This is a genomic window from Nostoc sp. DedSLP03 (assembly GCF_034530815.1).
Classification (GTDB): Bacteria; Cyanobacteriota; Cyanobacteriia; order Cyanobacteriales; family Nostocaceae; genus Nostoc.
On record NZ_JAVRCK010000091.1, the window covers coordinates 23742 to 35992 of the forward strand.

At 44.2% G+C, this 12251-nt stretch carries 12 protein-coding genes and 1 tRNA gene; 4 read left to right on the forward strand and 9 right to left on the reverse strand.

Annotated elements, in window-relative coordinates:
• Together RM368_RS31085 and RM368_RS31090 are read left to right on the forward strand one after the other, a co-directional pair.
• A partial coding sequence (locus tag RM368_RS31085) for a hypothetical protein (protein WP_322697619.1) occupies nucleotides 1-235 on the forward strand: 235 nt, incomplete at its 5' end.
• 139 nt (nucleotides 236-374) lie between these two features.
• Nucleotides 375-812 (forward strand): hypothetical protein, encoded by a 438-nt coding sequence (locus RM368_RS31090; protein WP_322697620.1) that lies wholly within the window; start codon nucleotides 375-377, stop codon nucleotides 810-812.
• Between the two features lie 108 nt (nucleotides 813-920).
• Here RM368_RS31090 and RM368_RS31095 read toward each other — a convergent pair whose 3' ends face one another.
• Entirely contained in the window at nucleotides 921-1046 is a 126-nt protein-coding gene (locus RM368_RS31095; RefSeq protein WP_322697621.1) for a hypothetical protein, read from the reverse strand.
• Between the two features lie 429 nt (nucleotides 1047-1475).
• A tRNA-Thr gene (locus RM368_RS31100) sits at nucleotides 1476-1547 on the reverse strand.
• Nucleotides 1548-1580: 33 nt separating this feature from the next.
• Between RM368_RS31100 and RM368_RS31105 the strand changes: the two genes are divergently transcribed.
• On the forward strand, nucleotides 1581-1874 hold the full coding sequence (locus tag RM368_RS31105) for a DUF3493 domain-containing protein (RefSeq protein ID WP_322687703.1): 294 nt from the start codon (nucleotides 1581-1583) through the stop codon (nucleotides 1872-1874).
• Nucleotides 1875-2219: 345 nt separating this feature from the next.
• Here the strand turns inward: RM368_RS31105 and RM368_RS31110 are convergent, their stop codons facing one another.
• The gene (locus tag RM368_RS31110) at nucleotides 2220-3914 is read right to left on the reverse strand and encodes a DUF1565 domain-containing protein (protein ID WP_322697631.1); all 1695 of its coding nucleotides are present in this window, start codon (nucleotides 3912-3914) and stop codon (nucleotides 2220-2222) included.
• A 301-nt stretch (nucleotides 3915-4215) separates the two neighbouring features.
• On the opposite strand from RM368_RS31110, the gene RM368_RS31115 reads away from it, so the two are divergent.
• Nucleotides 4216-4755 (forward strand): alpha/beta hydrolase, encoded by a 540-nt coding sequence (locus RM368_RS31115; protein ID WP_322697622.1) that lies wholly within the window; start codon nucleotides 4216-4218, stop codon nucleotides 4753-4755.
• Here RM368_RS31115 and RM368_RS31120 read toward each other — a convergent pair.
• From RM368_RS31120 to rimP, 6 genes are all read right to left on the reverse strand, one after another.
• On the reverse strand, nucleotides 4749-4946 hold the full coding sequence (locus RM368_RS31120) for a hypothetical protein (protein ID WP_322697623.1): 198 nt from the start codon (nucleotides 4944-4946) through the stop codon (nucleotides 4749-4751). The two genes, RM368_RS31115 and RM368_RS31120, sit on opposite strands and share 7 nt — an antisense overlap.
• 236 nt (nucleotides 4947-5182) lie before the next feature.
• Nucleotides 5183-5803 carry a low-complexity tail membrane protein gene (locus RM368_RS31125; protein WP_322697624.1) on the reverse strand — a complete coding sequence of 207 codons (621 nt, stop codon included), beginning with the start codon at nucleotides 5801-5803 and terminating at the stop codon, nucleotides 5183-5185.
• A gap of 105 nt (nucleotides 5804-5908) precedes the next feature.
• Entirely contained in the window at nucleotides 5909-9073 is a 3165-nt protein-coding gene (gene infB, locus RM368_RS31130; RefSeq protein WP_322697625.1) for a translation initiation factor IF-2, read from the reverse strand.
• 499 nt (nucleotides 9074-9572) lie between these two features.
• Nucleotides 9573-9821 carry a YlxR family protein gene (locus RM368_RS31135; RefSeq protein ID WP_322697626.1) on the reverse strand — a complete coding sequence of 83 codons (249 nt, stop codon included), beginning with the start codon at nucleotides 9819-9821 and terminating at the stop codon, nucleotides 9573-9575.
• A 140-nt stretch (nucleotides 9822-9961) separates the two neighbouring features.
• On the reverse strand, nucleotides 9962-11248 hold the full coding sequence (gene nusA, locus RM368_RS31140; RefSeq protein WP_322697627.1) for a transcription termination factor NusA: 1287 nt from the start codon (nucleotides 11246-11248) through the stop codon (nucleotides 9962-9964).
• 219 nt (nucleotides 11249-11467) lie between these two features.
• On the reverse strand, nucleotides 11468-11929 hold the full coding sequence (gene rimP, locus RM368_RS31145; protein WP_322697628.1) for a ribosome maturation factor RimP: 462 nt from the start codon (nucleotides 11927-11929) through the stop codon (nucleotides 11468-11470).
• Between the last annotated feature and the right edge of the window lie 322 nt (nucleotides 11930-12251).

Sequence of the window (12251 nt, forward strand, 5' to 3'; positions counted from 1 at the left end):
GGAGTACCCAATTACTATTTCGGAGTACCCAATTACTATTTCGGAGTACCCAATTACTATTTCGGAGTACCCAATTGCTATTTCGGAGTATCCAATTGCTATTTCGGAGTATCCAATTGCTATTTCGGAGTACCCAATTGCTATTTCGGAGTACCCAATTGCTATTTCGGAGTACTCATTTATTGATTTTGTGATTACTGTTGCTAATTGTACTTATTCTCAAACAACAAATTGATATAAAAATGAGTAAAAATACGGGTAGATTCGTAATTATTTCGTTGAAGTTTTAATGAAATAAATCCACAAAACTACCCATCTCAGGCAAAAGCATATTCCACTATGTTGAAAAAGGAATTATTAAAAAAGGATGTGTTATGTCTTTAAAAACTCGTGGTTCTGCTGCTGTTGACAAAGCCCAACTTCGTCTCGCCTTGCTTAAATCTATTGATGAAAATCTGGATTTAGGACATGGGTTAACTATTGAAGCCTATAACCACTTAATCAATACTACCCGTGCAATGGTAGAAGCTAATAATACGCTGGTGTCCAATCTGGAAGAATCGCGTAAAACAGTAACCCAGATGGATAAAGCTCTCTCCGAAATGTCTGAACGAATGCTAAGTGGAGTTGCAACTGTCTACGGCAAAAACAGTATAGAGTATTCCAAGGCTGGCGGCTCTAATCGAAGACGAAGTAAACAATCTAGTTCAAAAGTTACTCCAGTTGTAGCGGTTCTTACTACTCAACCTACTCAAGCTGCAATTACCAACGCCTCAACTAACGGTAATGGCATAACTCCTTTGCTGCAATAATTCACCTGACTTGAAAATGGGAGTAGGGGTGTTAAATCTGTCAACAGTAAGCAGTCAGAGTTATTTAGTGAATTATTTAGTAAATCTATCTCAGTCTAATTGAGAAAATTAAGCGATCGCCCTCTGCCAATAACCTGCGATCCGCTTGATTTTCAAAAAGACGCGTAGGCGTAGCCCAACCCAAGCATCGCTACTTACTTTACAGCAGTCTTGGTTTTGTTGCTCTAACACCACATTGAAGGTTCTAAATCGAATGGCACTAAGAAAAGCCCAAAAGCTTGTTTAGACTCGTTCCCAGCCTCCAGGCTGGGAATGTATTCAAAGAGGTTCTACCTCTTGTCAAGCTATGGAGGCGGAGCCTCCCAAAATAAGTTCCCAGCTTGGAGGCTGGGAACCAGTCAGGATAAGGGCTGTATCTTAACTTAGTGCCATTCGGTTCTAAATCCTCTTCACAAGCAATATCGGCAGATGTCCAAGCGGCACTGGGACTGTCTTTGCGCAACTAAATCAGATAGCACCAACTCCAACAGCAGCGATCGCAAGCATTGCTATAAAACCGACCGATAACAATACCCCACTCAGTAATGTGTCACCGACGACAGATAATTAGTTACTGTACATGATTTATGTCAAACTCTAAATATTGAAGAATACTTTCATCAAAGCCGATGATGGGATTTGAACCCACGGCCTGCTGATTACGAATCAGCTGCTCTACCACTGAGCCACATCGGCGTACACAATCTAAGAGTATAACATGATTTAATCATGGTAGATCAAAATCCCAAAAATCGTCTTAATCCTGAACAGTATGCCAGCCTGAAAGCAGAAATAGCTGCTCCTTTTCGCGGTTTACGACAATTTTTTTACATTGCTTTCGCTGCTTCTGGTTCACTCGGTGCATTCGTCTTTTTCTTCCAAGTGCTTGCCGGACGCGATGTTGAGAGCGCTTTGCCTAATTTAGCTCTCCAAGTCGGAATAGTTGCTTTAATGGTTTTCCTTTGGCGCTGGGAACAGCGTCGGCAACAACGCCCCAATTCCGGTAAAAATCCTAATTCCTGAAGGGAGAAATCTTAGCTAGTTAATTTTTGACTACTTTCTTTTGATATATCTTTTCTTCAAATTTACTCATGCTTTTATGAAGATTAAAATATCCAGAAAGAAAAAGTAAAAAAATTATTAGGAAATCCCAAAAAGCAAAAATTTCTGTGAAAATAGAAATCATTGAAACGGGGTCAGCCAATATAAAGACCCTGACCATAAACCCAATCACATTCAAAGGGGTCAGCTATATTTAAAGACCCCAAATTTTATGATTAAAAAACCCTAAAATTAAAAAACTACTATATTGAAAGCGCCAGACTGATAATTTATTAGTCTGGCGCTTCCAATTTGCTAACTAGACATTTATTGAACTGTTACCAAATAAGATGAAGGAATTGGTTGGGCACGTCCAGCATTGACAAGTGCCTGATAAACAAAGGCAGCAACTTCGGCTCTAGTCGCTTCACGATTAGGATTAAGTTGCTTGGCTGTGGGATAGTTGATTACTAATTGCTTTGCAGTTGCGGCGGCAACTGGTGCGATCGCATAATTAGGAATCTGAGCAGCATCAGTGTAAAAGGAAACGACATTTTGATTACTTGCAGTTAAGCCCAAACCATTAGCTAAAGAGACTAACGCCTGCACTCTAGGAATTTGCTGCTGTGGCTTAAAAGTGCCATCGGGATAACCAGAAACAAATTGACTCTGGTAAGCAGATTGAATGGCAGCGTAAGCCCAGAAATTGCTTGCTACATCCTTAAATTTAATTGCTGGGCGTTTAACTGCTGGCGTTAAAGCTTTAGTGACAATAGTGGCGAATTGAGCACGAGTTACAGGTTCATTGGGTTTAAAGCTGCCATCAGGAAAGCCCGCAATAATATTTTGAGATGCTAAAGCTTCGATGTAGCTTTTTGCCCAGTAATTTGCTGGTACATCTTTAAAAGCAACAGCCCCTCCAGGCGGTACATCAACACTGGCGGCAACAAAATCTACTGAGCCAAAAATCTTTTTCTGATCGATATCGTTGCCAACAGCGACAATTTTACTGGTTTTGGTGGCGTTGTTCACATCATAACGAGTGTTATTGCGGATCAGATTGCCACCAGGACTTTCGTTGGTGCCAAGGTCGGGTGAAGCGTTGACAGTTGCTACTACTCCATCCCGCTTATTATTTTGAATGACATTTTTACGTAATACAGGCTTGGCTGACTCTGAGATAAAAAGACCGTCTTGGTTTTCGATAATTTGGTTTTCTACAACTAGAGGTGTGGAAGTGCCACCGATCGCTAGACCAAAACCAGTATCCTGAAATAAGTTACTCCGAATTTCTCCTTGAGCAGCTTTAGCAATTGAAATCCCATTGCCTTTGTTTTGTACAAAGAGGTTACTTTCAATTTTGGGATTGCCTGTACCCGTGACAAAAACCCCTTCTCTGACACTGTTAGTAAAAGTACTGTTTTTGATAGTGGGATTAGTTGACTCCACCCACACACCCGTACCCCGACTATTTGGGTTGGTGACGCTGACGCCGGCGATCGTGGTATCTTGTTCGGCCAGGATGGTAATATCTTGTCTGGCAAAGGTGCGGCTAGTGTAGAAGCCTCCACCTGTAATTAATACCGCTTGACCTTTTGTAGCTTCATCACCCCGTAGTGTCACCCCTGGTTTAAGTAAAAGCGGGAAGGTTTCACCACTTTCTTGGTTATAGGTACCAGGTGCTAATTGAATAACTGCACCTGCTTGGGCTTGACTGAGAGCAAAAGTTATGCTTTTGTAGGGTGCTGCCGGGGTGGCACCAGCACCAGCCCTATCTGCACCAGTTGCTGGATTAACGTAAATCGCTGCGGCAGTCGCAGGAGTTTGGGCTGTGCGAGTTGGGGCGATATTTTCTGGAGGAGTGGTATCAGCATTAACCTCACTAGATAGTAGTATTGCTCCACTAGAAACAACAAGCATTGCCGTGAGTCCGGCTCCCACGCGCAAAGAATATCTCAGATGATTGCTAGAAAGGAGCCGAAAATTTTTCGCAAGAGTAATGTAAAAACCCCGATATTTCATTTTTTCCGTCTGTGCTGTGATGTGCTGAATTACGGTATGTCTAAACAAGGTTAAAGATAACAGCGTTGTAGCTGCTCTAAAACCCATGCAAAACTATACTGGATGATTAGCACTGATTCAGCTAAATTCCTTAGAGAGGTTACAGAACTTATACATTAGTTATATTGTCTTATTCAGAAAATTTTCTTAGGGGCACTATGGGGATGAGGCGATTTTTTAGTATTCCCTAAAGCTAGATGCTGCAACTACTTCTGCTGGAATATCATCACAAAAAAAGCAAACTTATTGGAAATCGAGAGAAATGCATTTTAATTTTTTATGGCTGCGTCGCGTCTTAGTTTTAGTAAGCATTATCTGGATTCTGTTTTTGTCCACTCCTGCCTTGGCGGCAGAACGAGTAGTCCTGAAGTATGGTATTTTCCGGGAATCACTTTCTGTAGAGGATATATCCACCTTTGCCGAAACAGGTGAACTCTCAGGCTTACTAAAAGTTAATGTAGCTTTGGCGCAACAAGACCCCAAAGCCATTCGTCAGTATTTAACACAGCCAATAAAGGTAAATGCTGAATTTTTAGATAAAGTGCTCAATAGCCAGATTGGTAATATTATTTTGGATCGAGTTAGTCAAGTTATTTCTACACCGTCTCAAAGAGCAAATCGGCAAGCTTTACGAGCCGCTTTGGTACTTTCTGCGAATCAAGACGGGCAAGTGTCGCTGATTGAAATTATTAAGAATTATCCCACAAATGAAGTGGAAGTTGATGGCGATCGCTTGCAGGGTGCATACCGTCAACTCCGTCGTTTGCAAACAAACCTAGAAGATTTGTTTGGTCTTCAGTAAGCTAAAGTTTCTAAAGTTTCTCTTAAATACCGTTGTACCTGATGATCTAAGCGAATTCCCTCTAATTGAGCATCGCGTTCTACTTGCCAGCGTTGAAAACCGGAACTAGTGGAGATCGCACATTTGAGGCTATACCAAATTTCAGTATCGGCAGAAAATTGGCGATCGCTAGAAGCTGGAATTTGAGCCATAGTTCCTCATTCCTTTGTTTTTCTTCAACGGTAACTGGATATTGGCAATGGAGCATTGGGCATTAGGAATGCTGTTAGCGGAAAGCTAAGGTTTAGCCCGTGCTGAGTTAGGAGTTAGGAGTTTTGTTTATCTCCTTGTCCCCTTGTCCCCTTATCTCCTCTGCTCCTCTGCACCACTGCATCTTCTGATACTTATTTGTAGCCCTTTAAAGTTAAATAATATACTTTACGGGCTGCTACGAATCTGTATTTATCTTAAACAAGGATTGTAATAATCGAGGCACGATTTGATTAACTCGCACCCCTAAAATTGTGAAATCTTGCTTAATCTTTTCTAAAGATAATGGTTCTATGCCAGCAAATTCTGTGTCATTAGTCACCAAAACTCGCATTACACTCACAGGTACTTGTAAAAATAGATTGCCACCCAAAAATGCTAATCCCGCCAGCACTAATGCAACACTGCGCCATTGTGGGAGAAATTTAGCTGAATCTGCTACTAATGGGGCAATTTGGTAAAGATACCACAGTATGCAAACCGACAAGGCTGCTGCCACCAATGCCAGGATACGATTTACCTTTGTATTAATTAAACAGAGAATTTTTCGCTGCCGCTCAGTCAGATTTTCTGGTTTTTGGGCTATTCCTAAAAGAGCAAATATATAAAAAGGGCGACGCAACTGCATCCATAGCAGGGGGAGAACACCAATAGCGGCAACTAAGAATAGCTCCATCCAGACTGGTAAAAATGGCTCGCCTACAGACAAGAACAATAAGCAGAGTACTAAAAAAACAGGCAACGTCGCTAATCCAGCGACGTGAATCCACAAAATAGGTTCAGAGCGAAATGAATGCATATTATAAAAAGTTGTGAGTTAAGAGTTAGGAGTTAGGAATTAGCAGCCTTTAACTCCTAACTCCTAATTTATCACTCCTAACTTCTAACCATTTTACCCTCAACACTATCTCGTTAAGGTGAGAGTGCGGCGCTTCGTAACCATCTGATAGGATTCGATGATGTCACCTTCAACCCAATCATTGAATTTATCGATGCCGACACCGCATTCATAACCGGCATTGACTTCACGGCTATCTTCTTTCATCCGTTTTAGGGAGTCAAGGACGCCTTCATAGATCACCTTACCGCCGCGTCGCACCCTGACTTTGCAGTTACGAACTAGCTTGCCAGATTGAACATAGCAACCAGCAACCGCACCACGACCAACTGGGAAGACGGCACGGACTTCAGTTTGACCCAAGGGTTCTTCCACCAACTCTGGTTCCAAAAGACCTTCCAAGGCATCTTGGATATCTTCTAGGAGTTTGTAGATAACGTTATATTCCCGGACATCGACACCTGCTTCATCAGCGGCTTGTCTAGCACCACTGGCAAAGGTGGTGTTGAAGCCGATAATTACAGCGTTACTAGCAGCGGCTAAATCAATATCTGTCTCGGTGATTTCCCCGGCAGTAGCCAACAACATCCGAATTTGGACTTCGTTTTGCGGGATTTGCTTGAGCGCTCCCACAATGGCTTCTACGGAACCTTGTACGTCTCCCTTCAAGATCAAGTTGAGTTCTTTCAACTCGCCTTCTTGTGCTTGAGCCGACAAGGTTGTAAGGGTAACACGACCCTGTAACAAACGGGATAAGCGTTGTCTGTCTGCGCGATCGCTAGCAAGCGCTCTGGCTTCTTTTTCGTTCTCGAAGACCTCGAACTCGTCGCCTGCTGCCGGTACATCACTTAAACCTAGTACCTCGACGGCAAATGAAGGAGAAGCAATCTCTACTCTCTTACCTCTGTCATCTACCATCGCCCGGACTTTACCGAAAGCCGAGCCAGCTACCAAAATATCTCCCACATGCAGGGTACCATTCTGAATTAGTAATGTAGCAACTGCTCCCTTAGCTTTATCCAGATGTGCTTCAATGACAGTTCCTTTGGCGGTACGATCTGGGTTGGCAGATAGTTCTGCAACCTCTGCTACTAAGAGAATCATCTCTAAGAGCGTATCCAGGTTTTCGCCTCTGATGGCGCTGACGGGAACCATGATCGTATCACCACCCCAGTCTTCTGAGGTCAGACCATACTGAGTGAGTTCTTGTTTAACGCGTTCTGGCTGTGCCCCTTCTTTGTCAATTTTGTTAATTGCGACAACAATTGGCACTCCCGCAGCTTGGGCGTGGCTAATGGCTTCAATGGTTTGAGGACGGACACCATCATCGGCAGCTACTACCAACACGGCAATGTCTGTTACCCGCGCTCCTCTGGCTCGCATTGCTGTAAAGGCTTCGTGACCAGGAGTATCCAGGAAGACTATCTGCTGTGGTTTGCCCTCATGTACCAAATCCACATGGTATGCACCAATGTGTTGAGTGATCCCACCAGCTTCGCCAGCAGCCACCTTTGTTTTGCGGATTGAGTCGAGCAGGGTTGTTTTACCGTGGTCTACGTGACCCATGATTGTCACCACAGGCGGACGGCGGTGGAGATATTCTAGGTCTTCTGCACCGACCATTTCCGTAATTTTCCGAGCTTCTGCTTCTCGTTCGGCGGTTTCGACTTCTATTTCTAGTTCTTTTCCTACCAGGGTAATTGTGGGAATATCCAGATTTTGAGTGATACTCACCGCCATACCTTTAAGGAACAGGATTTTCACAATCTCTGTATCGGGAACGGCTAATACGTCAGCCAGTTCTTGCACAGTCAACGGCCCTGTAATCGTCACTTTTTCGGGGCGTTCGCGCTTTGTCTCGGCTTCTTGGCGACGGTTTTGGTGATTGTCGCGCCCAGAACCAGACTTGGAACCAGACCTAGAACCAGACTTTTTGGCTCTTGCAGTTGGGGCGCTAGCAAGGGTTGCACCTGGTATCTGTACAGGTCGAGTCGCTTTCGGTTTGGGAGGACGAGCGATAGAAAGGCTGACTTGGACGGTGGCTGGTGAGTCGATATCGTCATCATCGAGCAAATCTTCTTCAAACTCATCATCGAGTATGGGCTTGATCCGCTTACCTTTGACGCCAGCTTTTGCCTTCTCTTTAACTTCGTCAATGATTTCCTCTTCTACCCACTTTTTGCCGCCTTTGGTTGGGCGAGGCGGACTTGGGCGTTTCAAATCGAGGAGATCCGGTGTGACTGGTTCATCACCCAATCCTTGAGATTTGCCCGCTATGCCTGACATCTGTCTGGGTGGAGTAGCAATCGGCATTGCAGCTGCTACTGCTTCACCTGGACGTGCCGGTCTGGGTCTTTGTCCCTCTCCCAGTTGTGATGGTGCAGATGGTCTATTACCTCTCTGCTCTGGTCTGCTGGGTGCAGGGGTGGGACGACTTGTCCTTTGTGGCGCACTTGGTGGAGACTGGTCTGTTGGCAGTTTAGCGACTCTCGGCTTAATTTGTTCGCGATCGCCTTCTGCGGGACGTAGCCGTTGGTCGCGTTTGAGGATCGGTTTATCTGCCTGAGATACTGGCGGCTCATCTACCACCTGGGCAACTTCTGCCTCAGGTCTGGCTGGAGGAGCAACTAGTTGTGGTTTGATCGGTTTTTCCGATTTTGGTCTGGGTGGAACTATTTTTTCCGGTTTTTGGGATGCTATTTTTTCCGATGCCGGACTTGGATTAGGCGTTTGTTCCAAGTTAGCGATCGAAGGTTGCTCTTGAGTCTCAGATTGAGTCCGGGGCACAGGTCGAGTTGGTGCTGCCGGTTTTTGGGGTGAGACTGGTGTAGCGAAAGGCCGTGGCGGAGAGGGAGGATTAGCTTCAGACAAGGCAGCTTGGGTATTGTTAGCAAGTGACGCCTCTGGGGCGTTGGGAGTTGTATTTCTCAATATTTTGGGTTTGCGTATTTCCAAAATTTGCTGTTTGTGAGGTGCAGCAGGTCGGTTACGTCCGCCGTTGGGTGGTGAATTTGGTTTATGGCTGGTTGTACCTAGTTCCTTTTTGGCTGACACATTCGTGGCTGCAAGCTTTTCTGCTGCCGCTCGGATGTTTTCTGCCTCGGATTCTGAAATCGTGCTGCTATGACTTTTGACCGCAATATCGAGCTGGTCGCAAATTGCTAGTAGCTCTTTGTTATCCAAATTCAATTCCTTTGATAATTCATAAATTCTAACTTTGCCGTTGTTCATCCACTCTTCCCCTTTAATTTACAGTTTTAGCGGATGGTTGCCTGGGAGTGCGACATCTCCATCCTTGGATTACTGTTTTTAGACTGCCGTTCAGTTTTTGCCGGTGCCTCCAATCAGGAAAGAGAGATGTTTCGGTTTAATAATGGCATCCCCACCACGAATGATGGTTGAGGGATACCCATAAAAATTTCTTAAATAAAAGATTTTTATAGGAATCCTTGACGCCGAACTGCGCCTGAGCGCTACCAGGTTGCCATTTTGTAGTTTCTTGTTTTGTTGATTCTGAGTCTTCCACAACACAATCGATGACATTTTGTTCTGGGAATGTTGCTTCGCCCCTCGTTATTGGAGAGCCGAATGCCTTTTACACCCATTTACTATTTTGGCACTAACCTTAACGATCGACAGAGAGTGTGATGAAAGCGCGACTTCGGCTTTTGACACAATTTCTCTAATGATTACGTCACAAAGTTGTTCCAACTAAATTTGGTTTTGGGTATTACTGCGCTAGACGTTGCGACAAGCTTTGATACAGTGTTTCTGGCACTGATGCATGTAGCGATCGCCCTAGTCGATTTTTTTTTTGAGCGGCTTGTAAGCAACTCGTTTCTGGACAAATATAGGCAGAACGCCCCATGCCCTGATCCAATTGTACCTTTCCCGATGGAAAGACGCGGACAATCCGCCAAAACTGATCTTTTGAGCTTACTTTTCGGCAGCTAATACAGCGCCGATAATTTGGTTTCATTGGTTCTTTGCGATCTCAGTCCAAGATAATGGAAGTAAAAATAAGTTTATTATGACTATTTTTTACTTATACCAATACCAAGTAGCTTTTGAGACTAAGACTACAATCTTACACTATCAAAACTTTACAAAATTAATCAATTATTCATCATCGTTATTGTCAAAACTATCTTCCTCTTCTAATTCGTTCTGATTTTCATCCTCGAATTCTTCTTCCAAGTCCGAGTCGTCTTCTTCTGATTCCTCTGATTGATATTTTGTTCTGACGGCTGCAAACTTGGTATCCTCTGCTGCATAGTCATACTTAGCTTTGTCTTTAATGTCTATTTTCCAACCAGTCAGACGGGCTGCCAAACGGACGTTTTGTCCTTCTTTCCCAATAGCCAAACTCAATTGATCTTCAGCTACAAGTACGTGAGTTTGCCGTGATTCTGGGTCCATTAAGCGTACTTCATCTACCCGTGCTGGACTTAAGGCATTAGCAATGTATGTTGCTGGGTCTGGCGACCAGCGAATTACATCTATTTTTTCACCGCGTAATTCGTTGACTACCACTTGAATTCGCGATCCCCTAGCTCCAATACAAGCGCCTACTGGGTCTACATCGCGATCGAGAGTATCTACTGCTATTTTAGTTCGAGGACCGACATAACGGGAAGGTGGGTTTGCCTCCCTAGCTACGGCAACAATCCGTACCACTTCATCTTCAATTTCTGGGACTTCGTTGGCGAAAAGATAAACTACCAAACCAGCATCAGCACGGGACACAAGCAACTGTGGCCCTCGTTGCTGACCTTGAGAGACTTTTTTCAGATATACCTTGAAGGTGGCATTTGCCCGATAATTATCGTTGGGCAACTGTTCCCGCTTCGGTAATTCCGCTTCTACTTCTGGCTGACCAAAGCCGCTGCTAACTGCTAGAACCACTGATTGCCGTTCAAACCGCAGGACTCTTGCTTGGAGAACAGTTCCTTCTAAATCTTGGAACTCTTCTTGCACCATCTGGCGCTGTTGATCCCGTAATTTTTGCGCCAATACTTGCTTAGTTTGCATCGCCGCCATTCGACCAAATTCTCCTTGGTCGGGGGTAACATCCAGCACTACAGAGTCCCCTAACTGCGCTTCGGGAGCTACTTGTTGAACTTCGTCTAGAGAAATTTGGTGATCTGTATTATCTACTTCTTCAACAATGGTTTTGGTAGAAAGAACGCGAAATCCTTCTCCTTCAATATCGAGTTCTACTTCAAAATTTTCAAAATAATCTTCGTCAAACTGTTTGCGCTCTAAATTTTGGGCGCGACGATAACGTTCATAGCCTTTAAGTAGTGCTTCTCTTATAGCTGATTGAACCGCAAGCCGGGGTAAATTCCGCTCGCGACTTATACTTTCAATTAATTCTTTTAATCCAGCTAAAGTAACCATTGACATAAGCAATCTCCTTTAAAAATTAGGGACTGGGGACTGGGGACTGGGGACTGGGGAATGGGGCATGGGGCATGGAAAGAGGCAGGGGGGCACTATGGGAAAGACTGACTGCAACTTTCCCTAGTGTCCCTGAAGCTCCTGTGCTCCTCTGCTTTCCCAACCCCCAGTGCCTAATCTCCAGTCCCTAATACCTAGTCCCTAGCCTCTAGCCTTAGTAACTTGTTATCGGCGCTCCTCTAACTGCACCTTAGTAATTAGGGAGCGGGGAATTTCGACTACACGACCTTTTTGATTTAAATAAAGTGCTGTCTCATCCCGACGAATCAACTGACCAATCCACTCTTGTTGTCCGTCGTAGGGGGGCGTTGTGGAGATAATAACAGGAAATCCTTTAAAGGAAATAAACTCCCTGTCTGTTACCAATTGCCGCGAAATACCTGGACTAGACACTTCCAAGACGTATGTATCTGGAACGATTTCCGCAGCATCTAAGGAGGCTTCTAAAGCACGGCTCATCCTCTCACAATCGTTCAATCCAGTGTCTTGCTCAGGATTGCGAATGTCTACCCGCAACACTGGTGGACTTTGGTTGGTGTGAAAAACCACGCCAACCACTTCCAATCCGAGTTCTTCTGCCACTGGTGTCGCCAAATCAATAATTTGTGGAACTAAAGGATGAGCCATGAGAGAATTCAATAAAAAAAGTGGGCATCGACCCACTTCCTGCGATAGGTATATCTTCCAAGAAGTCTTGTGACGAACCAAATTATGATTCGCCTAATTCGAGTTTAGCGCATTTCTTTTATAGTCGTGTATTGGGTATTGGGAATTAGACCTCTTGCAAAAGTAACTTTTGCACTCTTGCGGGAAAAGGTTTTTTTTATTCCTTTTCCCTTTTCCCTACTTCTGCAAGAAGTCTATTGGAAAAGAGGAGGCAGAAGGCAGAAGTTCTTGAATTTTGAATTTTGAATTTTGAATTTTGAATTTTGAATTTTGAATTTTGAAT

What these genes read in the sequence shown, in the direction of transcription:
- nusA (WP_322697627.1), bottom strand. Translation starts at nt 11,248, where the DNA reads ATGTCAATGGTTACTTTAGCTGGATTAAAAGAATTAATTGAAAGTATA.
- RM368_RS31090 (WP_322697620.1), top strand. Translation starts at nt 375, where the DNA reads ATGTCTTTAAAAACTCGTGGTTCTGCTGCTGTTGACAAAGCCCAACTT.
- RM368_RS31120 (WP_322697623.1), bottom strand. Translation starts at nt 4,946, where the DNA reads ATGGCTCAAATTCCAGCTTCTAGCGATCGCCAATTTTCTGCCGATACT.
- RM368_RS31105 (WP_322687703.1), top strand. Translation starts at nt 1,581, where the DNA reads ATGGTAGATCAAAATCCCAAAAATCGTCTTAATCCTGAACAGTATGCC.
- RM368_RS31110 (WP_322697631.1), bottom strand. Translation starts at nt 3,914, where the DNA reads ATGAAATATCGGGGTTTTTACATTACTCTTGCGAAAAATTTTCGGCTC.
- rimP (WP_322697628.1), bottom strand. Translation starts at nt 11,929, where the DNA reads ATGGCTCATCCTTTAGTTCCACAAATTATTGATTTGGCGACACCAGTG.
- infB (WP_322697625.1), bottom strand. Translation starts at nt 9,073, where the DNA reads ATGAACAACGGCAAAGTTAGAATTTATGAATTATCAAAGGAATTGAAT.
- RM368_RS31135 (WP_322697626.1), bottom strand. Translation starts at nt 9,821, where the DNA reads ATGAAACCAAATTATCGGCGCTGTATTAGCTGCCGAAAAGTAAGCTCA.
- RM368_RS31115 (WP_322697622.1), top strand. Translation starts at nt 4,216, where the DNA reads ATGCATTTTAATTTTTTATGGCTGCGTCGCGTCTTAGTTTTAGTAAGC.
- RM368_RS31125 (WP_322697624.1), bottom strand. Translation starts at nt 5,803, where the DNA reads ATGCATTCATTTCGCTCTGAACCTATTTTGTGGATTCACGTCGCTGGA.